Origin of the sequence: Chitinophaga alhagiae (assembly GCF_003568665.1) — a bacterium.
Taxonomy (GTDB): Bacteria; Bacteroidota; Bacteroidia; order Chitinophagales; family Chitinophagaceae; genus Chitinophaga; species Chitinophaga alhagiae.
Map to the genome: position 1 here is coordinate 170,281 of NZ_QXMH01000001.1, position 19,851 is coordinate 190,131.

The 19,851-nt window shown below is 52.6% G+C and carries 21 protein-coding genes; 4 read left to right on the top strand and 17 right to left on the bottom strand.

What is annotated here, in order from left to right:
* Positions 1–2 precede the first annotated feature (2 nt).
* From D3A97_RS00670 to D3A97_RS00675, 4 genes are all read right to left on the bottom strand, one after another.
* Positions 3–761, bottom strand: coding sequence for an ABC transporter ATP-binding protein (locus tag D3A97_RS00670; protein WP_119075623.1), 759 nt, complete (start codon positions 759–761; stop codon positions 3–5).
* 57 nt (positions 762–818) lie between these two features.
* Entirely contained in the window at positions 819–977 is a 159-nt protein-coding gene (locus tag D3A97_RS24760) for a hypothetical protein (protein WP_157986290.1), read from the bottom strand.
* A gap of 45 nt (positions 978–1,022) precedes the next feature.
* Positions 1,023–1,190 carry a hypothetical protein gene (locus D3A97_RS24765; protein WP_157986291.1) on the bottom strand — a complete coding sequence of 56 codons (168 nt, stop codon included), beginning with the start codon at positions 1,188–1,190 and terminating at the stop codon, positions 1,023–1,025.
* 259 nt (positions 1,191–1,449) lie between these two features.
* On the bottom strand, positions 1,450–2,151 hold the full coding sequence (locus D3A97_RS00675; RefSeq protein WP_119075625.1) for a helix-turn-helix transcriptional regulator: 702 nt from the start codon (positions 2,149–2,151) through the stop codon (positions 1,450–1,452).
* Positions 2,152–2,294: 143 nt separating this feature from the next.
* Here D3A97_RS00675 and D3A97_RS00680 point away from each other — a divergent pair, with 143 nt between their 5' ends.
* The 3 genes from D3A97_RS00680 to D3A97_RS00690 are packed head-to-tail and all read left to right on the top strand — an operon-like array spanning position 2,295 to position 4,577.
* Positions 2,295–2,951, top strand: a complete 657-nt coding sequence (locus D3A97_RS00680) for a hypothetical protein (protein ID WP_119075627.1) — start codon at positions 2,295–2,297, stop codon at positions 2,949–2,951.
* 31 nt (positions 2,952–2,982) lie between these two features.
* A complete protein-coding gene (locus tag D3A97_RS00685) occupies positions 2,983–4,098 on the top strand; it encodes a hypothetical protein (RefSeq protein WP_119075630.1) in 1,116 nt (371 codons plus the stop codon).
* Between the two features lie 2 nt (positions 4,099–4,100).
* A complete protein-coding gene (locus D3A97_RS00690) occupies positions 4,101–4,577 on the top strand; it encodes a hypothetical protein (protein ID WP_119075632.1) in 477 nt (158 codons plus the stop codon).
* A gap of 120 nt (positions 4,578–4,697) precedes the next feature.
* Here D3A97_RS00690 and D3A97_RS00695 read toward each other — a convergent pair whose 3' ends face one another.
* The 6 genes from D3A97_RS00695 to D3A97_RS00720 are packed head-to-tail and all read right to left on the bottom strand — an operon-like array spanning position 4,698 to position 10,796.
* Positions 4,698–6,047: a hypothetical protein gene (locus tag D3A97_RS00695; RefSeq protein ID WP_119075635.1), complete on the bottom strand. Its 1,350-nt coding sequence runs from the start codon at positions 6,045–6,047 to the stop codon at positions 4,698–4,700.
* 19 nt (positions 6,048–6,066) lie between these two features.
* Positions 6,067–7,149, bottom strand: coding sequence for a dipeptidase (locus D3A97_RS00700; protein WP_119075637.1), 1,083 nt, complete (start codon positions 7,147–7,149; stop codon positions 6,067–6,069).
* Entirely contained in the window at positions 7,142–8,086 is a 945-nt protein-coding gene (locus D3A97_RS00705) for a 3-hydroxyacyl-CoA dehydrogenase family protein (protein WP_119075640.1), read from the bottom strand. The genes D3A97_RS00700 and D3A97_RS00705 overlap by 8 nt, the downstream gene beginning before the upstream one ends.
* A gap of 18 nt (positions 8,087–8,104) precedes the next feature.
* Entirely contained in the window at positions 8,105–9,412 is a 1,308-nt protein-coding gene (locus tag D3A97_RS00710) for an aspartate aminotransferase family protein (RefSeq protein ID WP_119075642.1), read from the bottom strand.
* Between the two features lie 18 nt (positions 9,413–9,430).
* Entirely contained in the window at positions 9,431–10,411 is a 981-nt protein-coding gene (locus D3A97_RS00715) for a 3-hydroxyacyl-CoA dehydrogenase family protein (RefSeq protein WP_119075644.1), read from the bottom strand.
* Complete coding sequence (locus D3A97_RS00720) at positions 10,383–10,796, bottom strand: RidA family protein (RefSeq protein WP_119078360.1); 414 nt, start codon at positions 10,794–10,796, stop codon at positions 10,383–10,385. Before D3A97_RS00720 ends, D3A97_RS00715 begins: the two co-directional genes overlap by 29 nt.
* Positions 10,797–11,013: 217 nt before the next feature.
* Here D3A97_RS00720 and D3A97_RS00725 point away from each other — a divergent pair, with 217 nt between their 5' ends.
* Complete coding sequence (locus tag D3A97_RS00725; protein ID WP_119075646.1) at positions 11,014–11,931, top strand: AraC family transcriptional regulator; 918 nt, start codon at positions 11,014–11,016, stop codon at positions 11,929–11,931.
* Positions 11,932–11,940: 9 nt separating this feature from the next.
* Here D3A97_RS00725 and D3A97_RS00730 read toward each other — a convergent pair whose 3' ends face one another.
* From D3A97_RS00730 to D3A97_RS00760, 7 genes are read right to left on the bottom strand one after another with little or no spacing between them, the layout of a single operon-like run.
* Positions 11,941–12,720: an SDR family oxidoreductase gene (locus D3A97_RS00730; protein WP_119075648.1), complete on the bottom strand. Its 780-nt coding sequence runs from the start codon at positions 12,718–12,720 to the stop codon at positions 11,941–11,943.
* A 3-nt stretch (positions 12,721–12,723) separates the two neighbouring features.
* Positions 12,724–13,656, bottom strand: coding sequence for a Gfo/Idh/MocA family protein (locus tag D3A97_RS00735; protein ID WP_232825805.1), 933 nt, complete (start codon positions 13,654–13,656; stop codon positions 12,724–12,726).
* 5 nt (positions 13,657–13,661) lie between these two features.
* Positions 13,662–14,618, bottom strand: a complete 957-nt coding sequence (locus D3A97_RS00740; protein WP_119075651.1) for an aldo/keto reductase — start codon at positions 14,616–14,618, stop codon at positions 13,662–13,664.
* Positions 14,619–14,629: 11 nt separating this feature from the next.
* A complete protein-coding gene (locus D3A97_RS00745) occupies positions 14,630–15,430 on the bottom strand; it encodes an HpcH/HpaI aldolase family protein (protein WP_232825806.1) in 801 nt (266 codons plus the stop codon).
* Positions 15,431–15,480: 50 nt separating this feature from the next.
* The gene (locus D3A97_RS00750) at positions 15,481–17,832 is read right to left on the bottom strand and encodes an aminotransferase class III-fold pyridoxal phosphate-dependent enzyme (protein WP_119075656.1); all 2,352 of its coding nucleotides are present in this window, start codon (positions 17,830–17,832) and stop codon (positions 15,481–15,483) included.
* Positions 17,833–17,844: 12 nt separating this feature from the next.
* Positions 17,845–19,098, bottom strand: coding sequence for an MFS transporter (locus D3A97_RS00755; protein ID WP_119075658.1), 1,254 nt, complete (start codon positions 19,096–19,098; stop codon positions 17,845–17,847).
* 57 nt (positions 19,099–19,155) lie between these two features.
* Positions 19,156–19,848 carry a gluconate 2-dehydrogenase subunit 3 family protein gene (locus D3A97_RS00760; RefSeq protein WP_119075660.1) on the bottom strand — a complete coding sequence of 231 codons (693 nt, stop codon included), beginning with the start codon at positions 19,846–19,848 and terminating at the stop codon, positions 19,156–19,158.
* Between the last annotated feature and the right edge of the window lie 3 nt (positions 19,849–19,851).

A 19,851-nucleotide genomic window follows, 5' to 3' on the forward strand; every position in this document is an offset into this window, starting at 1 on the left:
TTTTATTCAATAAGCCAACTGATCTTTTCGTTATCACTTTCCTGCGGGTACAGCAGGCGGAAGAGAGACTCTTCCAGGGAGTTACGGCCGTTGACCGTAAAATCTTCCATGGTGTTGTAATAGCAGACCTTGCCCGCATCTATCACCAGCAACTTGTTACAGATCTTTTCCACAAAGGAAAGATCGTGGGAAGACAAGAGCAATGTTCGCTGCTGTTTGTATTGCTGCAGGAACGCTAGCAGTTTTTTGCAGCTGAAGGCGTCCAGGCCGGAGAAAGGCTCATCCAGCACCAGCAGTTCAGGCTGGTTGACCAAGGCGCCGCAGATACCCGCTTTCTGCATCATGCCGAAGGAGTAGGCGCCGATGGCCTTGCCGGCCGCGTCCGCCCCTTCAAAAAAATAATCCATGAGGCCCCGCAACTCCTCGTCTGACCGCAGCCGGCCGCCATTGTAAAGGTGGTTGAGGAACTGGAGGTATTCCATGCCGCTCAGTTCTTCCGGCAGGTATTCCTTGCCAATGTAGAAGCCTGTTTTTTTCCTGAAAGCCAGGGTGAGTTGAGGTTGGCCTTCATACAGCACGGTGCCTTCCGTTTGTTGCAGCAGGCCCAGCAATATCCTGAGCAGGGTGGTTTTCCCCGCGCCGTTGCGCCCCAGTACCGCCACGCTGTCTCCCTTCTCTATGGTGAACTGCACTTTGTCAAGCGCGGTTTTACCGTTAAAGCGTTTTGTGATGCCCTGCATGCTGATGATATGGCCTTCCATGTTCCGTTTTTAAAAAATAAAGGGGCCGGCCTGCGTTATACCGGCCCCTGTTTTACCTTAGATGAGGTTGAAAAGGCGGGCTGCTCCGTAGGCAGTGCAGGCTATCGCACCTACCCCGGAGGCGAGGCCGGCTACCAGGCAAAAGCCGTCAGCCGCGTCTCTCCAGTTAAAACCACCTTCAATTTGTTGCATTTGGTCAAATGACAATGATTTCATAAGATAACTTTTTTTTGATTAGTTTAAAACAGATCGTTCCGAAAATTAGTCGCGGATAGCGGCTGCAATGCAGAGGCCAATGGCAGAGGGCCCGAAGATGAGCGCCCCGATGCCGCCGGTAACTACGGAGAGGCCTACGGCTACGCCACAGGCTTTGGAGAGGTTACCACCTGCCGTGAAATTTACCATTTCATTGGGATGTAAAGTTTGCATTAGTTAACAATTGTGAAATGAACGGGTCGTCTTTCTGGCATAGACCCAATTTCCTATATAACGGCCAATTATATCAGGGTGGCAATTCACAGGGTCCGGGATAACAAGACAGTCCTAAATTACAGCATGCCGTTATTCCATATACGCAGGATCTATTTCCGCCGCGCTTTTTTCCGTATCCGCCGGAAGCGGTCCCATTTCCGCAGCGGAGCAGTGGGCCGTATGCCATGAAAAGGCGGGGGCAGGTGTTGCACCGGGGTTATATCAGGTCAAAAGCCTGTGCGTAGCGGGTAATATCATAATTGTTTTCCGCCTGCAGTTTTTTGCGGATGTTCTTGCGGTGGGTTTTGGCCGTTTTTTCGGAGATGTACAATTGGGCCGCAATGTGGGCGCTGCTTTCGCCCAGGGCCATCAGGCGGAGTATTTCCTTTTCCCGCCGGGTCAGCTGGTTAAATACAGGGTAGCTGTTGCGGAGAAAATTGTTCTCCTCCAGCAGCCGCTGGGCCTTGGCGGCAATGTGGTGCTGCGCGTCTACCGGCAGCGCATGGGTAAGGGTCAGGAGCGGCCGCCCCACCTCATCCCGGAAAAAAATCTTTACCGCGCTGAGGTACCAGCTCCAGCTATGCGCGGGAGATTGCCGCACCTGCTGGAAGAAGGAGATAAATTCCTCATTGTTGTTCCGCTCCAGCAAGCCCATTATCTTCGGCACATAATCCTTCGCATCTTCCCCGTTGAAAAAACGCTCGTAGTATTCCAGCCCCATCTGCCGCAGGCCTTCAAGGGTAATACCCAGGTGCTCCCTGCCCCACCGGGACATGTACACCACCTTTCCTTCCAGGTCATGGATAATGATGGCGCCGGGGAAGTTTTCTTCTATGGCGCGGATACTGTCTATCCTGGCGGTCATTTCTTGCCGCAGGGTGCTGCTGAGGTGCTCTCCAAAAGGTACAGGCGTATTCATCCAGGTGCTCGGTTTCAGCCCTCAATATAACAAAGCATGCGTAAAAAATACCCCCCGGGGGGTATTTTTTACGCGGTGAACTTTACCCCTTTTTAGGTATTGCCGGGCACGCCTGACCGGCCTATCTTAGCACCAAACATACGATGGACGTAATCCAGGTATATAAATTCATTGAATGGTTCGGGAAGGACACCTACGAAACGGCCAAACAGCAGTTCTTTGCCGGGCTGGAAGAGGATTTCCCGTCCAGAACAGGTTTCCTGGAAAATCACGTGCTGTACCTGCCTTACATTGGAGAGCAGCCTGACCTCCGGCAATCCCAGACGGTTATTATACAGGACACCAACGGGCCTGACCCTTTTTCCAACAGGGAGCGGCCGCCCCGGTGGCTGAAAGACAAGGGCCACACCCTGCTGGCTAACGGCGAGGAGACCTGTATTGCCAAATCTTCCGGTAACCTGGTGTATGATATTTTCAGGATCGAAAAAACGCCCCAGGGTACCTTCAGCCTGTTCCTGAACTATACCCACTACAGCCTCGATATCGGTATCCCCAGTCGCAACAACCATAAAATAGCCGACATAAAGCCCGGAGAACCCGTGCGGTACCGGCTGAACGGGAAGTCGGACTTTACCATGACGGGCAGAAAGGAACGCGCCTTCCTGGAGCGGGACTACCTCTTTGAATACGCCGGCCAGGCAAACAGCATCGTTTTCCTGGAACTGAATAAAATTGAACGAACTAAAACCAGGGCAGGTAAGCCTTACAAGCTGGTGGACGAAAGAAAGATACTGTATTGATCCATGCCTCGCCACAATTAAAATATACCTTATGAAGAATTTTTTCCGCCTCCCGGCACTCCTGCTGTTGCTGCAAACCGCCGTATACGCACAATCCCCCAAAGAATACAAGCCGGTTATCAGATCTTTCGGCACGCTGATGGACCTGGAAAACAGTAAATCACTGGAACCGTACAGTCAAAAGTTGCTGGCAGCCGGTTTCCGGGACGTAACAGACAGCGTAAAACCCAAGATCAGTAATGTTCGCCTGCTGGAGCGCGTACAAAGGGGCGCTTCCACCATGTATGAACTGTACTACCTGCCAGACGGGCGGATATACGAGCTGGTGATGTCTATTGATGGCGACAAATCAACAAGATATGGCGCGGCCACAAAAATGGGCGCGCAAAAAATCGCCTTTAACAAAGTTTCCAATACTATTTACAAAGAACTGGGATCGCCCACGATGTCTGCCATGGAGTGGGAGCAACCGTACAGCCGGGCAGATTGGGAAGACGATGCCCGTACCGCCGCCGCCCTCATGCAAAATAAACTGTTCGTTTTCTTCGGGTATGTTTCAGACCGGTATAAAGGTACAGATGATGCCTCCGTTTACATTACGCTTGACCCCTTTTTGCGGGTGAGGATCGGCGTCAAGGATATTGAACTGTCCAAACAAACTGGTGTTAGCCAGAACAAACCTGCATCTTCTGACAGTGACTATAGCTTTATGAATACGGTGAACTTTATGTTCAAGGTAGACCAGACCAAGCTATGCAATGCCATCAAAAGAATAACGACGGAGCTAAAGAACGGGAACGAAAGCGCCATTTTCGGAGAAAAGGTAGACGCGGAAACTTCCGTTTACTATCCCAAAATTGAGCTGCCTTATATGAACGCGATAGTGGAGGAACATCCGTACTATTATGAATACAGCGGCTTCCTTAAATCGCCGGTTATGTCCGAAAAAGGGTATACGGAAGAATTTGACGCACTCTCTGGAATGGTGGAGACCTGTCTGGGCGTTAAGCCCGTAAAACTCTTACCTTCTTCCTCATCTTCTCTTACCAAAAACATATTTGCCGGCAACGGGTTCCATCTGGCAGTACAACAGAACGAATCCCGTACCCGGGTGAGCATTGTTATTCAGGTAAAGAAAAACTCATAACCATGAAACTGAAAGGCAGGGAAAAATACTTCTGGGAACGGAATTTCAATATCAAAAGCGCGGCCGCCATCCCGGCGGAGCTGAAAGGGATCACCGGCATAGATTCGTCTCACGACGACGAGTTCTTTTTCTTTCTTACCGCCAGGGTTACCACCATACCGGAGATATACCTGCGCTGTACCAATATCACAGACCTGGGCGTGCAGTACATCTGCCGGCTGCAGGGCCTCCGGCAGCTCACCATAAAAGACCACCGGCATGTCACAAAACACTGCCTGCCAGACATCAATAAACTAGGCGGGCTGGAATACCTGGACATTTCGAAGAACAACATAGCCCCTGAAGACCTGCTCACCCTTACCGGGCTCAACAACCTGAAAGAACTGCTCATCTCATCCGACCTGCCCGAAGGCGAACTGGCGCCGCTGCTGGAAAAACTGCAAGCGCACTTCCCCGGTTGCGAGATCACTGTTTATTGAAAAAATGTGCTTTTAGTTGGATGGCCAAACGGTCAAACACCGCATCCCGGGCACTCAAAGCCGCTCCGCAAACTATTTATGCGGCCTTCCTGAACGAGGAAGCGCTAGATTGGCCCGGCGCTACTGGGCCAGCATTTTTTTCATTTGCGCTCTTATAAGCCCTTCTGTATCCTCGGCCAACTGACTGCTACGGCATGTCCATGTCTCATACCCGCCAAGCGAAAATTCATGTTGGGGAGGAATATACCCTACCAGATCATTTGCCATAGTGATAGTAAAATAAGGCGTCTTTGCAGCTGATTTCAGGTGCAGGCCCGTTTCAGAAAAGACCTCGGCGCCAATGGCCCCGATGCGTATCCCTCCAATTTGCACCATCTGCAAATAGACCGGCACTTTTTCTGGCCTGGCATGCAACAATACCTGCTCTCTGGCGTAAATAGAAGGCATGGCTGCGCTGTCCGGGATTAACAAACGGTAGTCCGTTTCCGATACAATTTTTTTTGCTGCTTCCAGAGCCTCGCTGGTAATAACCCGGCGGGCAGCCTCAAGCCTGACAGTCTGGACACTAATAGCACCCTGCGTTTGCCACGTGATCCCCGGTATTGTATGAAACAAGCGTGTGGCAAGATCTTTTCCGATATAAGCGCTTTTCTGATGGTCTCCCGCCGGGTAACGTTCCGGGTGTATATAGTCCCAAATGTTTGCATCACCGCTTGTCCCGTTGCTCAGCATAGAGACACAATCCGCATCCTGTAGCAGCTCATTCATAGCACGCGCAAAGGCGCCAAAATAATCAGCCGTGATCGTCCCATTCCGGCAATCACCCACATAGTGCATAGAATAATTTCCCAGCATGCCAATCCAGCGGCCTTTCAAACTGCGCACAAACAATCCGCTTAATTCAGGATCTGTCTGGGCTGCCGGACCATCAATCAGATGCGCGGCCCCAACGGGATTTGTTTTCACTTTGTCCAGCCCTCCTGTAACAGGGTTTCTTGCCGTAAAAGAAGATTTCATCAAATACCTCCTGCACAAAACATGCTCCGGCACATTTACGCTTGTAAAACCTGCTTCTGCCGGCTCCAGCTTTGCCAATGCCGCCAGCACTGCTTCTACAAGCCAGTTACCCAGCCGGTTGCGGTATTCAAGGTCGCAGGGGCCACCTAGCAAATCAATAACAGAACCGGCGTAGTGGGTATGTGTAGCCGCTATCAGCATGTTGGAAGAAGGGATGCCCGTTTTTTGGGACAGGGCGGCTTTGACAGGATCAAGGAACAGGGCATCCATACCGCAAATGTCTACCATTACCATCACCAGGTAATCCGTTCCCTGGCGCAGCACCAGCGCTTTTGCAAAAAGCGGGTCGTTAATGCTATGCGCGTAGTACGCTACAAATTCACCGTTAACAATAGTGCCCAGTGGCGGTGTAATATCTATCTGCGCCGCTCCCGCCCATAAATTACTGTTCATATTTTAAATGATCTGAAGTCTATAAATGCCATGCCCTTTCCAATATGTTCAACCAGTTGCCGTTCATTATTTTAATGATATCGTTGGTATGATACCCTCTTTTGTCCAGAATTTCGTAAAAGCAATTTAAATCCGCAACAGAATCCATATCCCAGGGCGACTGTTCGGTACCGAAAATACCGTCCAGGTCGCTGCCGATACCAATGTGGTCAGCATTTCCGGCAATCTGGCAAATATGGTCCCAGTGGTCAACCAGGTTTTCCAGCCGGATGTTCAGCTGCCAGGGGTCGGACACAGTGTCTATAAAGCGTATATCCATGGCCCAGCAATCCAGCATTCCCCCAATAACGGCCTTCCGTTTTATCAACTGCCTGATCTGCTCATCCGTCAGTTGGCGCTGTGTGGGCACCAACTGCCGCACATTATGGTGGGAAGCCCATACTACGCCGCCAAAGAGGTCCATTACCTCGTCAAAGCCGGCGTCGGTCAAATGCGTAACATCCAGGATCAGCCCCAGCTGTTCAATATCTTTTAACAGCGCCCTTCCTTCCGCGGTCAGGCGTCCTTCTTTTTTTGTACCAGGCGCGTAACGCCCCGGGCCGAAATGTGACAACCCTATTGCCCGGAGCCCGTATTCATACGCACGGTACAAGTAAGAGGGGTTCACTAACGAATCCGCCCCTTCCAGGCTTAGTATATAACCGACCGGCTTGGTATGATCAGGCTCCAGCGGATCATTCCAGCGCTGGAGGTGTTGCTGTAACCCTGCCCAGGTGGTAATTTGGACCATTTCGCCAAGGGCCTCCATTTCCCGGTACCAGGCCAGCTGGGCCTGTGTCATGGCCCAGGCCTGCTGCGGGGAATGCCAGCCCGGCAGGCTGCTGCCCGGCGGGGTATAGCGTGCCAACTGCGTAGCCACTACCAAACCGACCCTGCCTTTTCTCAGTTCGGGCAGGCATACCGTGTTCCTGCCCCTGTCAGGCTTGTCTTTCATATGCATCTCCCGCTGCCGTATATCTTCCAGCGGAGCGCGCAGGTCCCGGTTCCATTCTATGGCGTTCATCGCCAGATCAAGATGGGCGTCTATAATAAAGTTATTCATTTGTATTGGAGCCAAAAGGATATTTATCTATCAATCTTTCTATCTTCAGTGAAAATTCCTGGTAAACCTGCTTCCACATCTGCACCTCCTGTTCGCTGTACGTGTAAAATCCCTGCCCGTTCTCCATACCTGCCCCACCGCTTGCGACTATTGCGTTGAAGAAAGCAGGCAGTTCACCGGCATTCGACAGTTCGGGATTCAGGTCTTTCATTACAATTGCATAGCTGGAAGTGCCCATCAGGTCCATATAACGGCAATTCCCTGCAAACGGAAGATAGTACCCCGCATCATTGCGGCATGCACGGTCAATGTCTTCAATAGTGGCATACCCTTGTTCCACAAGTGAAAATGCCTCGCGGAACATGGCGCTCAGCAACCGGCTTCTGATGCCATGGTCTCTCACTACATAGGGATCTTTTTTCCATTTTTTTGCCAGTGAGAACAGCAGCCGGAGATTACTTTCAGGAACAGCGGTGTTGGTAACAATTTCCAGGAAACGGGTAGAGCAGGCGGGCACTGTCCAGTTCACCACCATTACACGGCCCGGGTGGGCGCAGCCCTGCTGCAATGCATCCAGCGCCACGCTCTCGGCGTTTACGGCTATCACTACTTCCGGCGGCAGCCTGGCTTCCAGGTCAAGCAACTTCTCCGCTTTCACCGCTGCATTTTCGGGCGAAACAAGAATGGCCAGCTGAAAAACACCGTTCCAGGCAAACCGCTCGCTTACCTGCAGGCGGCGGGGCAGCTTCCGGGGAGACAGCAGGAAAGCCTGCCGCTGTTCCCATTCCTGCTCCATATTCAATACCGCCGAATCGGGGTCGGGTGTCCAGTAACAAACAGTGTGGCCGGCTTCCAGCAGGTTGATCACAATGCTGTCTGGCAAGTTCCCTGCGCCCGCTACCAGTATTTTCGAAGGCTTTATATCGACTATATCCATATTTACTGACTTAAAATTTTATGCCCTGTTCATACCATCCAGCACTTTGCGGCTTTTTTCAATAGCTGTGCGGATATCATCTGCGGTATGAACGGCGCTGATATACCAAAGCCCCCGGCCAATGACGCGGATGCCGCTGTTTTGCAGGCCCGCAACAAAGCGGTTAAGTTTTTCTTTATCAAAAGTGAAAGTATCTCTGAAATCGCGCACCTTTTCAAGGCGGGTAAACCCGGTATGGAACATTGGGCCGGGGCCCTGCACCAGCAAGCGGTGCCCTGTTTCTTTTGCCGCTTCCCGCAACCCGTCCATCAATTGCTGCCCGAGGTCAAACATGCGCTTGTAAGGTTGCAGCTTTTCCAGTGTTCTGACGGTGGCGAGCGCTGCCGCAACGGTTGCATTCGCGGCGTTCATGGTGCCTGCCTGAACAACCGTTCCCTTTTCCAGCAGCTGCATCCACCCGTATTTTCCGCAAATTACGCTCAGGGGGTACCCGCTTGCTATTGCTTTGGCGTACACCGCCAGGTCTGGCACAACCCCAAAATAACCCTGTGCCCCGCTCAGCGAAAGGCGGAAACCGGTGATCACTTCATCCAGGATAAAAGTGATATTATGCATGGTACACAGCTCCCTGATGCCTTCCAGGAAACCTTTTTCGGGCAGTATGCACCCTGCGTTGCACATGACGGGTTCCGTAATCACCGCTGCAATTTCATGCGCGCGCTCCTCTACTACTTTCCGGAGCAGTTCCAGATCGTTCCAGGGAAGCGTAATAAACTCGTTGCGGGCTTGCTCCGGCAAACCCTGGCTCCAGGGGAACACTTCCGGCGCCAAACGGCTGCCCAGTGCTTCCACGCCAGGTGCGGAGAGCGCCCAGCTTACATTATCCATCCAGCCGTGGTAATGCCCTTCAAACCTGATGAACAGCTGCTTGCCTGTTTTTGCCCTGGCCAGCCTGAAAGCTGTTTGAATGGCGGCAGACCCGTCCAGGCAAAAGCGCATGCGTTCCGCGCCCGGTAACAGCTGCTGAATTTTTTCCGCCAGCTCCAGTTCCTGTATATGCTGGCCGGCAAATAACTGCCCCTTGTTGGTATAGGTATGCACTGCCTCCAGCACCTCCGGGTGGGAATGCCCCAGTATTAACGGACCCTGGCTGAGTGAAAAATCGAGGTACCCGTTCCCGTCTGCGTCGTAAATACGGCAGCCTTCTCCGGAGGTATAAAACAATGCATGGGGATAAGAATATTTCCTGAACTCTGATGAAACTCCTCCCGCCAACACCTTTTTGGCCCTTTCCAGCAATTCTGCTGATTTCTTGTACTGATTCATGTATAAAATATGCTGGCGCTACACATCCACCTGCTGTTTCCGCAATGGATACCTAGCCGCCAATTGGTAAATTTCCCTGTTAAATTTTGCGAAAGACTCTTCCCATAACCTCGCTTCGGCCACGCTGTAGGAATACAGGCCTACCTGGTTCTGGGTGCCCCTTCCCCCCTTTTCGAGAATTTGCTGCATGGCCACGGGCACACGGCCTGTGTTGCTCAGGGTAGGGATGATGTTCCGCAGCATAACGCCGCCATCTTCCAGGCCTGTATAGTCCATTCTGCGGAAAATGCCCATCAAAGTGATCCAGGCCCCGGCGTCATACCGGAACGCCTTATCCGCATCCTCTATGGTGGTTTTGCCCGTTTCCACCAAATGGAACAGTTCCCGGTATACCGCATACATCAGCCGGTTAGTGATAAACCCGCGAATATCTTTCTTCAGCACGGTAGGCTCTTTCTCCCATTGCGCGGACAGGCCAACCACCCATTCGGCATACGCCGGGTCCGTCTGCTTCCCGCAGGTAATTTCCAGGAAGCGGGTTGCAAAGGCCGGCTCTGCCCAATGCACGCCAACAAAACGGTCCGGGAACAAAACAGTGCGTTGCAGGTCGCTGATGGGAATAGCCGAGGTATTGCTGGCAATCACCGTATGGCGGCTTACCACGGCTTCAATTTTATCATATACCGATGCCTTTATGGCCGCTTTTTCCAGTACACATTCCATCACCAGCCGGCAATTGGCCAGGGCTGCGTATGCCTCGGTTAATGTAAGGCGCTGCATATACCATTCCACCGGGTATTGCAACGGGGAAGCCTTTGCACAATCTACCAGGATGGCCCGCATGTTTTTTTCGGCATGCGCAAGGTCAGATGCTACCGGCGCCACCCCGATCACTTTTTGCCCGCTTAACAGCAGCGCTACTACTATGCTGCTGCCCATCAAACCCAAGCCAACCACTCCTACTTCCATATCAACCTCTTGATTGTTCAACTTTGTCATGGGATGAAATTTTTGCGATACAGTCAATCTCCACCTTGATGCCTTCCGCCAATACGGACTGAACGGTGGTCCTTGCAGGTTTTATACCGGTAAAATACCCGGCATACACTTCATTGTACCGGTCAAAAAAAGTAATATCAGACAGATGTACCGTGCATTTTACAATATCATCCATGGTGGCGCCGGCCTTTGCCAGGATCATTTTTATGTTCTCCAGGGTACGGGCGGTTTCTTCTTCAATGCTTCCCAGCACAAACCTGGAGGTTGTAAAGTCTACCGAAGCCTGGCCGCTCACAAACGCAAACCCACCCACCAGCACAGCGTCTGAATAAGCGCCGGTCACAAACCGGGGGTCACGCTCAGGATGATCTATTTTAATTTTCATTTTTTTAGGTTTACTTAACTTTTGATGTACTTTTGAGTAAATAAATTTCACGTTCTACCTGTAGTTCCCGACCATTAAAAAACCCAGTCGCAACGTTGTAAAAGTAGGTGCTGCCTGCATGGGATTATGTTACTTTTGTTTATATTTATAACACTATCTTTCAAAAACCGGCACACCACCTGTCACCAGCGTTTTTTTTACAAAAAAGCTCAACGTCATGAAGGCTATTGAAGTTCGTTTTGCGAAAGAAATCGACAAGTCTTTCGTCGTTTTCAGAGAAACCGGAAAGTACTTTCCCTGTCCCTGGCATTATCATCCTGAATACGAATTTGTACTCGTTACCAAAAGCCATGGCAGAAGAATGGTAGGTGATCACATAGGGTATTTCGACGAGGGAGACCTGGTCCTTATGGGGCCGAACCTGCCGCATGTATGGGTAAACGATGAATCGTTCATTAACGGAGGGGCTGCTTATGATGCGGATGCCATCGTGATCCACTTCCAGGAAAATTTTCTTGGTAAAGAATTTATAAACATCCCGGAAATGGAAACCCTGAAAAAAATACTCGATCTTTCGCGGCGCGGGCTGGTTATTCAGGGAAGTGCCAGGGAAAAGATCGGCAAACTGATGGTAAAGATGATGACCATGAACGGCCTGCAGCGGCTAGCCGCCCTCATGTCCATATTCGATCTGCTCTCGCAATCCCAGGAACTGGAGCTGCTGGCCAGCCCCGGTTACACACCCCGCCAGGAAGATCAGCTGAAAGGCCCTACAGACAGGATCAACGAGTACATTATGCTGAATTTTCACCGGGAGATCTCCTTGCAGGAAATAGCCGGCGTATCGAACATGGCGGTTACCACGTTCTGCAATTTCTTCAAGAATCAGTACCGCTGTACGTTTATTGAATATCTGAACCAGGTAAGGATCGGGCTGGCATGTAAACTGCTGGCAAATGAGCAGAACAAAATTGTGCAGGTGGCCTATGAAGTAGGGTTTAACAACCTGGGCAACTTTAACCGGCAGTTCAAGAAAATAAAAAACATGACCCCCAGGGAATACCGCAAGCGCCTGGATACGCAGTTGGAAGAAGACTCCATTTTCTTTAATGAAGCCTATATAGTGAATGAATAGCTATTGGGCTCAGGCATTCAGCCCACCGTCCATCAGAATATTTTCGCCGTTAATATAGGCGCCTGCCTGTGAAGCCAGCAATACCACCACCCCTTTAATATCGTCCGTATTTGCCATACGCCGCAAGGGTACCTTGCGGGTGTAGTTTTCCAGGAAACGGGGATGCTGATGGTTGAACAATCCACCCGGGCTGATGGTATTGACACGTATATTCTTGCCGGCCAGCATTTTTGCCAGGTACCGGGTCAGGTTCAGCAAACCAGCATTGTGAAAGTAGTAGTCTGGCGGCGGGGACATGGTCATGTCCGTGCCTTCATAATTAGAGAGGTCGGGGCCGTGCATGCCCATCATAGAGCCGATGTTGATAACGCTCCCGCCCTGGTTCAATTCCAGTAAACTGATCATTTCCCGCAGTATATCCATATTGCCGGTAGCATTTACCCGCATGGACTCCGCAAATTCAGCAATAGGCGAATCGTAGCTTTTCATGGGGCGTGCTACGGCATTATTCACAAATACGTCCAGCCTGCCGAAGCGAGCCAGGATGGCCTGTTTAAATTGCCGCACCGAGTCCGGCCCGGCCTGGTCTACAGCAAGGGCATGCACATCCAGGCCGGCCGCCCTGAAGCCGGCCGCCACCTCTTCGCATTGTGACAAATTACGGGAGGCGATAATAACGGTGCCGCCTGCTTCCGCCAGCCCTTCCGCAATACATTTCCCGTATTTTCCGGCGCCCCCCGTTACTACACACACTTTATCCTTCAGGCTAAATAGTTCTCTGATATGCATGATCTATATTGTTAGCGGTAATTGTATTTCCTGCCCACCATTCTCGTAGCTTAAGATGCCGGCTATCACTACCTGTATGATCTGGTCTGTTTTATAAAACTCAATAGGCGATACACCGGTTTCTACAAACTGGAGGAACGACTGGATGTTCTGGCGGAACATGGCATATGAGTTCCTGATATCAATGAATTTCCAGTGCTGCTTTCCGTAAACATGCAACTGGAAAGTGGGCGAAATATCATCTATCAGGTGTACCATGGCGTGTATGCCTGATTCAAAACGGACCTGTACGCTGGCCTTTTCTGCCGTGCCGATGTGTTTAACGCGCACCGGCCGGGGATCGTCCAGCAGGAAGAACAGGGCTTCCAGCATGTGTACACCGTACTTCAGCCAGTCCTTCTTCCCTACTGCAGATACAAAGGATATGTTGCCCAGGCCCGGCAGCTCTGTTTTGGCAGTGCGGCATTCGGCGGCATAACGCATGGAGGAGCAGGACATCAGCTTCTTTCCTGCCTGCACCGCTTGCCGGAACCATTTCAGGTCTTCTATAGTGGCCGCCAGGGGCTTATCCACAAACAACGGAATACCGGCTTCTATAAAGGGGTGCGCCATTTGCACGTGCTGGTGCGGATCGTCCCGCGCCAGTATTACCGCGTCTACCTCACTCACCATGTCTTCCATATTCTCCACCACCCGGTCAATGCCCGCAGATCTGGCAATGCTGCGCGACAGCAGTTCATCCTGCGTCCACACGCGGGCAACGCGCGCATGTGGAATACCCAGCGTGTCCTGATTGACCTGCAAATAGTCCGCCACCGCCGGATAACCGGCCTTTATAATTTCACCGGCATCAAATTGCCCGTTGATAATGGACGACCAGGAATACGGATGCGCATTACCCGGGCTCATGCCTATGATCCCCAATTTTATCATCATCATTATTATTTTAGCCAGCCTTCCTGTGCCCAACGGGCCAGGTTCAGAAAATCCGGATCTGGATAGGCCATTGCCTTCAACTGCTTCATCAAGCCCTCATCCAGGTTTCCCTGTTCAATAGACAACAGGGTTTGCTGTAAATACGCCTCCCTGTCAATACCTACAAGCACTGCCCCGATTTCAGGGAAAGACAGCGCAAACCGCGTGGCCAGGGCCGGCAGCTGCGCCATATTCATGCCCGGAAGCCGGAGGTACCGCTGTATATGCGCCTGCACTTTTTCCAGCGGCGCCGGCAGCGTTGTTCCCCGGCTGCTCAACAGCCCCTTCATTAACACAGACCTTGCCACCAGCGCCACCCCCTGCCGGGCCGCCTGTTCAAAATGTACCCGTTGCTGCTGGTCCAGCAAATTGAAGGGCAGCTGAATTACATCCCAAATACCCGCATCCAGCGCTATCCTGGTTTCTTCCGCGCTATAGGTAGACACACCGGTAGCTCTGATGCTGCCGCTTTTTTTCAGGTCTTCAAATACGCGCATGACGGTTTCGTGCCGCAAGATTTCCGCATCGGCCTGGTGCAGCATGTAGATGTCTATAAAATCGGTACGTAGTTCCCGCAGGCTTTCTGCCAGAGAATCCCTGATTATTTTTTCGATGGTGCGTTTATCCGGCAGGGCGGCACTTCCTGTGCGCAGATGCCGGCATTTGGAGGCGATGGCCACCTGCTGCCGCTTCCCTTCAAAAGCCAATCCCATAATGGTTTCGCTGGCGCCATAGAGGCGGGCGGTATCATAAAAATTAATGCCTGCGTCCAGAGACCGGTGCAGCAAACTGATAGCTTCCGGTACAGGCAGCATGTCTGCCTGAGAATGTATACCCAGCCCGTAAGGCATGCCTATTTCAACACCGCCGAACGCTATTTCGGATACAGCAATACCCGTTTTACCCAGTTCTTTTCTTCTCATGGTGCAAGATTTCAAGGTTCAAGGTAGCTGTTGCCCTTGCCAGGCGCCTGTGTGTTGTGAAAGGCCGCCAGCAGTTGCTGGCAATAACTGTTCAGGCCCACTACGTCCGCCCCGACGTTGACAAACTGGTATCCCATATCAAACAGCTCCTGCAGGTTTCCCGGGCCGCCTACTGTTGCGGCGAACTTTCCGTGCCTGCGGGCCGCGGCAGCTACCTGCCTGCGGGCCTCCGCCAGCCGCGGATGGTCCCACTGGCCAGGGGCGCCAATTCCCTGGCTGAAATCACCAGGGCCAAAAAACAGCATATCGTACCCTTCCAGCGCGGCAATGGCATCCAGCTCTTCCATAGGTTCCGGATCTTCAATCTGGAAAATAACAAAGCGCTCCCGGTTGGCATGTTCCATATACCTGAGCATGTCAAAACGGGTGTACCCGCCGTCCGCATTCCCGCCATCCAGCGGGCGACGGCCCACCGGGTGAAACCTGGTAATGCGTACCAGCTCCTGCGCATCCTGCAGGCTCATTACGTGTGGCACCAGAATACCAGTGGCATCCAGCTCCAGCGCCCTGATATATTCGCTATACCCTCCTCTTGCCACGCGCACCATTACATCTGCCTGATGCGCCTTGGCCGCCCATATGCTGGCAGCTATACCGGCCCAGTCCCGCCCCTGATGCTCCAGGTCTACCCAAAGGCAGTCAAACCCGGCCATGGCCGCCAGTTCTGCTACCTGGGGATCATGCAGATTCACCTTAAAGCAGCTGGCGGTCTTTCCTGCCCGCAGCAATTGTAATACCCGGCTTGGCCTCATATCTATTATTTTATTTTGATGGTTGTAAATTCTTTACGTGACACATTGGCTCATGTTAACCGTGCAAAACCGGATAGTGCCTCCCCGGCCCCTACTTCCGCCTGCAGCGCGCCCTGGTCGATCAATGCCTGTATCTCCGCCAGCGTAGCGTCAAAATGCGTATACAGCTGCTCAAAATGCGCCGCTGTATGCGCTGCCATTACATAAAAAATGCTGCTCACCAATATTCCTCTCTGCTGCATTTTCCGGACGTACAACCGTTTGGCGTTCGTGGCCTCTTTTCCCAGGTCAAAGGCCAGTACCGGTGCGGCAGGCATGCCGCTCACCTTTACCCGGCAGCGGGGGTACCGGGCGGCAATTTCCTGCAGGCGGCAGACAAGCGTTTCTCCCTTGCTCCATACTGCTTCTGCCACGCCTTCCCGCTCCATTTTGTCAAGCACGGCCAGCGCGGCAGCGGTGCCAACACCGTCCGTCCAGTAGCTGGACGATACGAAGGAGCTGACGGCTTCCTGCAACACCCAATCTTTCCCCACCACCGCGCCAAACGGGAAGCCGTTGCTCATGGCTTTGGCATATACCACCACATCCGGCTCCACGCCCAAACGGCTCAATGCTCCCGGAAAACCGAAACGCAGGCCGCTGGTGATCTCATCTATGATAAAAACGGCGCCGGCCTTCCGGCAACGCTCCTGCACTGCCTGCAGAAAACCATCTGCCGGCCATTGGCTTCTTACCGGCTCCATCACTATGGCTGCCAGCTTTCCTTCCATTTGCTGCAAGGCCTTGTCAAGCGATTGCAAATCATTGTAGCGGAAGGTGGCGGCAGTACCTTTCAGTTCCCTGGGTACGCCTTTCGGCTCCAAACCGGGCAGCAGATGGCCATCCAGCGCGGCCGCTTCTCCCAGGTTTGCGGCCAGGTACCAGTCGTGCCAGCCATGATAACCGCAAAATATCACACCGCTTTTGCCGGTGGCTGCCCGGGCCAGCCGTACGGCCACCGTCATGGCCTCACCGCCACCGCGTGCGAATTGTACCTTGCCGGCCCAGGGGTGCAGCTGCAGCAGGCGGTCTGCCAGTTCCTTTTCCTGCGGGTTCACCAATGTGCAGTACGAGCCCATTTCTATGCGCCGCCTTACCGCGGCTACCACGTGCGGGTCTGCATAGCCCAGCAAAACAGCACCTACTCCGCCCGCAAAATCAATATAGCGGCGCCCGTCAAGATCCCATACATACGCGCCGTTGGCCCTTTCAAAAAAAGCCGGCCAGGTATCCACATCATACATTTCGGCGCGTTTTGACAACAGGCCCGTGCCGCCGGGAATTTGCGTTTTGGTTTCCCGCCAGCGCCGCGGCCCGGCGGCATACGCCGTTGGAGCCACGTCTCCGGCGGCTTTTTTCAGGAGGTGTACGTTTAACAGGCGGAGGGAATTGTTCAGGAATATGTCTTCAATATCAGCCCGCGTCAATCCCATATCCAGGCAGGCTTCTTTCAGGCAAAGCAGCGATTCAATGCCGATCAGCGTCATCTCACTAGTGGTGGGCGCCTTCAAAGCGGGGTCCAGCACCTCGGGATGCAGCCAGAAAAAATAATTGCCGGTAGTGACACACCTGCCCCTCATCTCACTAACCGGAAAATCGGAACCCCAGAGTATGCGGCGGGGGCCTAAAGCCTGTAAGGCCGCTTTGAATGATTCCGACTCTGTAACAGCGGAGGTATCTATCCACACGTTATCCAGGTCTTGCAGGAAAGACAGGCCTGCGCGGCCGTTCCTGTAATTAAAGCTGCGCGCTACATGCGCCAGTATGACTTTTGCGTTCGGATATTGCAGGCACAGCCTGCGCAGCTCCTGCTGGTTGTCTTTATCATCCATAGCGCCGTCACGAACAATGTGAAGCAGCAGGATACCGGAAAACTCATGCAATATTTCCCACATCCACTCCGGTACGTATTCCGTAACAGACGCCTGCATGGTATCAGGCCGGCCGGCATAAATATGATATACCTTGAAACCGATAAATTTCCCCTCCTGCAATTCGCGCCGGGCCTGCTCCCTGTCATCTTCCGGCGCTATCAGTTTCAGCGCAAGGCTTTTAGGGGTGCCGTTTTGCGACACTTCTTCATATACCCAGTTGTTCAGGTCATCTCTTGCAGCGGTGAGATGAGGCCCGGCAAAATACAACCCGTGGATCAGCCGGTCTCCCATATACCGCTTCAGGTAACGTTGGTGGGCGGCGCAATCCAGCACATCACGGGTACCCAGCCATGGGTATGCTTCGTTGCCATAGTGGGCCGGGTGAAAAGGGTGCGCATGGATATCATAAATCTCATCCGGCAGAAAATCCAGCAGCTCCTGTTGGATCAGCAACCGGTCTGTTTCTGAAATGTGTTGTAATATGCTCATGTCCAATATAAATTAGTTAGCAGAATCGTATTTCGGGCGGATCAGCAGCAGCATCACCACGGCCAGCAATAAAACAATCGCGGAAAGCTGGAACATCAACCGAAGATCGAGATGCCTGTCCCGCAACATACCGCCGGCATATAAGCCGAGCCCGCCCACCAGGCAGCCAACCGCATTGAGCGTACCGTATGCTGAAGAGCGGAACTCGGGGCCCACAATTTCACAAAGCATCGGCATCAGGTTGGCGTCCCCGAAAATGCGGGTCGTTGAAAATATCATAAATCCTACCGCCGTTACAAGCAGTACCGTGGAATGGCTGGCAAAGTAAACGCAGGGGGCGGCTATCAGCAAACCCAATACCGGCACCAGAAAACGCCCTTTCTTAAACCGCCTGGCCGCACGGTCTGCCAGAAAGCCGCCCAGGATGGCGCCGCCAAAGCCAAAGGGGTGCAGGTAAGCCGTGGCGTATACGCCCGCCTCTGTTTGCGATAACTGGTATTCCTCCATGTAGAAGGTGGGCAGCCAGCCGATGGTCATCCATCCAACTATACCCAGTAACGCATAAAAGATCAGCAGCAGCAAATAATTCCTGCTCCGCATAATTCTTCCGAACGACCTGAAAAAGCCGGGCATGGTCATGAGGGGTGTTGCCGTGGCGCTGTTTTCGGGTATTTCCGGCCGCCGGTCCTTCAAAAAGATCACCAGTATAAACGCGTGTACAATACCCATACCGCCAAACACGGCAAACGCTGTGGACCAGTGATATGTTTCTGCCAGCCAGCCGCCCACAAAACCCAGGCTCTGCCCCAGCATCACGCCCGCTACATGAATGCCGGTGGCCAGTGAACGGGTACGCCCGGTGTGATAGCTGACGATCAGACCAAGCGCCGCGGGGAAATAACAACCTTCGCTCAGACCCATCAGCACCCTTGTCAGCAGCAACTGGTTGAAAGTGGTGGCATAACCGGTAACCCATGTTACCAGCGACCAGGCAAGCAGGCTGCCGATAATGATCTTGCGGCGGCTGAACCGGTCTGCCAGGAACCCTGATATGGGGCTTACGATCCCATACGTCCATAAAAAAGCGGAGGTAAGCAAACCGAACTCTGCGTCCGTCATAGGTATGCTCTCCAGTACAGAGGCCCGCATGGTGGTAATCGTCATTCTGTCCAGGTAATTCAGGCAGCCTACCACACACAGCAACCCCAACATTAACCAGGCCCCTTTGGGCGTTTTTGACGTATCGGCGTTCAAGGTTTCGGGCATGTAATCGTATATTTTTCGCTGTTAGTAATTTAATCAATTTCCCTGTGCAACTGCAAATTATCCCTGGTGGTCGTCCCAGGTCATGAGCGTGCCCCTGTCTTCCGGCCTGACGTACAAATGCAGGTACCTGGGGTCATATGCCACATCATACTCTTTCAGCACTTCTTCCGGCGCCCCGTCCCATGCATTGGGCGTATTACCCATATACCCCAGGTCTTTCAAGCCTATTTTACTGGTAAAGTAACCTGTGGTGCATAAATTCCGCACCTGGTTAAAAAAGCCCGCGCCTGCCAGAAAATCCTTTTCCACTTTCCCGGGATATGCAATTTTGTCGAGCAACGCCGCCTGCTCATTACGCGTTGCGGCTATAAAAGATCTTCCATACAGTTCCCTGGAGGTAATATCCATCCAGCCCAGGCCACCGCGCAGGGGCAATTGAAGCGGCGGCTGGTCTTTCACTATAAACTCGATAAAATCCACTACACCGGCGGCTGTAGCGCCGCCTGTTTCCCCATCGGCAGGTATGATCCAGTCACAAATGCCGGCCAGTGTTTTCCGCTCGTGTGCTGTAAAAAATGTCTCCGCGTGCAGGCTGGCATCGTATGCGGCTTCCTGCGCCGTTCTGCCGTATAATTCTACCGGCATCGCTTTCTGCCCGGCAGAACCGGAGCGGCCGCTGCAACCGGCCAGCAGCAGGCTTGCCTGCAACGAGCCTATTCCCAATATTTTCAGTGACTCCCTTCTATCCATTTA

Bases quoted from the DNA above. Each gene is read 5' to 3' on its own strand.
- D3A97_RS00670 (WP_119075623.1), bottom strand. From the start codon at position 761: ATGGAAGGCCATATCATCAGCATGCAGGGCATCACAAAACGCTTTAAC.
- D3A97_RS24760 (WP_157986290.1), bottom strand. From the start codon at position 977: ATGAAATCATTGTCATTTGACCAAATGCAACAAATTGAAGGTGGTTTT.
- D3A97_RS24765 (WP_157986291.1), bottom strand. From the start codon at position 1,190: ATGCAAACTTTACATCCCAATGAAATGGTAAATTTCACGGCAGGTGGT.
- D3A97_RS00675 (WP_119075625.1), bottom strand. From the start codon at position 2,151: ATGAATACGCCTGTACCTTTTGGAGAGCACCTCAGCAGCACCCTGCGG.
- D3A97_RS00680 (WP_119075627.1), top strand. From the start codon at position 2,295: ATGGACGTAATCCAGGTATATAAATTCATTGAATGGTTCGGGAAGGAC.
- D3A97_RS00685 (WP_119075630.1), top strand. From the start codon at position 2,983: ATGAAGAATTTTTTCCGCCTCCCGGCACTCCTGCTGTTGCTGCAAACC.
- D3A97_RS00690 (WP_119075632.1), top strand. From the start codon at position 4,101: ATGAAACTGAAAGGCAGGGAAAAATACTTCTGGGAACGGAATTTCAAT.
- D3A97_RS00695 (WP_119075635.1), bottom strand. From the start codon at position 6,047: ATGAACAGTAATTTATGGGCGGGAGCGGCGCAGATAGATATTACACCG.
- D3A97_RS00700 (WP_119075637.1), bottom strand. From the start codon at position 7,149: ATGAATAACTTTATTATAGACGCCCATCTTGATCTGGCGATGAACGCC.
- D3A97_RS00705 (WP_119075640.1), bottom strand. From the start codon at position 8,086: ATGGATATAGTCGATATAAAGCCTTCGAAAATACTGGTAGCGGGCGCA.
- D3A97_RS00710 (WP_119075642.1), bottom strand. From the start codon at position 9,412: ATGAATCAGTACAAGAAATCAGCAGAATTGCTGGAAAGGGCCAAAAAG.
- D3A97_RS00715 (WP_119075644.1), bottom strand. From the start codon at position 10,411: ATGACAAAGTTGAACAATCAAGAGGTTGATATGGAAGTAGGAGTGGTT.
- D3A97_RS00720 (WP_119078360.1), bottom strand. From the start codon at position 10,796: ATGAAAATTAAAATAGATCATCCTGAGCGTGACCCCCGGTTTGTGACC.
- D3A97_RS00725 (WP_119075646.1), top strand. From the start codon at position 11,014: ATGAAGGCTATTGAAGTTCGTTTTGCGAAAGAAATCGACAAGTCTTTC.
- D3A97_RS00730 (WP_119075648.1), bottom strand. From the start codon at position 12,720: ATGCATATCAGAGAACTATTTAGCCTGAAGGATAAAGTGTGTGTAGTA.
- D3A97_RS00735 (WP_232825805.1), bottom strand. From the start codon at position 13,656: ATGATGATAAAATTGGGGATCATAGGCATGAGCCCGGGTAATGCGCAT.
- D3A97_RS00740 (WP_119075651.1), bottom strand. From the start codon at position 14,618: ATGAGAAGAAAAGAACTGGGTAAAACGGGTATTGCTGTATCCGAAATA.
- D3A97_RS00745 (WP_232825806.1), bottom strand. From the start codon at position 15,430: ATGAGGCCAAGCCGGGTATTACAATTGCTGCGGGCAGGAAAGACCGCC.
- D3A97_RS00750 (WP_119075656.1), bottom strand. From the start codon at position 17,832: ATGAGCATATTACAACACATTTCAGAAACAGACCGGTTGCTGATCCAA.
- D3A97_RS00755 (WP_119075658.1), bottom strand. From the start codon at position 19,098: ATGCCCGAAACCTTGAACGCCGATACGTCAAAAACGCCCAAAGGGGCC.
- D3A97_RS00760 (WP_119075660.1), bottom strand. From the start codon at position 19,848: ATGGATAGAAGGGAGTCACTGAAAATATTGGGAATAGGCTCGTTGCAG.